The sequence below is a fragment of the Nocardia citri genome (assembly GCF_054065835.1).
The window spans coordinates 1-441 of sequence record NZ_JBSUQM010000083.1 but is presented as its reverse complement, the minus strand read 5'-3'; the positions used below and the strand labels follow the sequence as shown (position 1 = coordinate 441).

Annotated in this window: 1 protein-coding gene; it reads left to right on the top strand. The window is 60.5% G+C overall.

Annotated features, from left to right (window positions below; genetic code table 11):
• A partial coding sequence (locus ACW2Q0_RS31220) for an IS256 family transposase (RefSeq protein WP_457194510.1) occupies positions 1 to 441 on the top strand: 441 nt, incomplete at both ends.

Here is a 441-nt window from a genome sequence, read left to right as displayed (position 1 = left end):
GAAGACGGTGCATACCGATATCGGATCGGTGCGGATCGATGTGCCACGCGATCGGACCGCGGAATTCGAGCCGCAGATCGTGCCGAAGCACGCGCGCCGGGTCGAGGGGTTCGATGAGTCGATCATCTCCCTGTATGCGAAAGGGTTGACGACCGGTGAGATTCAGAAGCATTTGTCGGAGATTTACGATGTGGACGTCTCGCGTGAATTGATCTCGAAGATCACCGATAAGGTGGTCGAGGAGATGAATGAATGGCAGATGCGGCCACTGGAACGCGTATATCCGGTCGTGCTGATCGACGCCATTTTCGTCAAGATTCGGGACGGCCGGGTGGTGAACCGGCCGATCTACGTCGCGGTGGGGGTCACCCTGGCCGGCGAGCGTGACGTGCTGGGTCTGTGGGTCGGCACCGGCGGCGAAGGAGCGAAGCATTGGGCCGC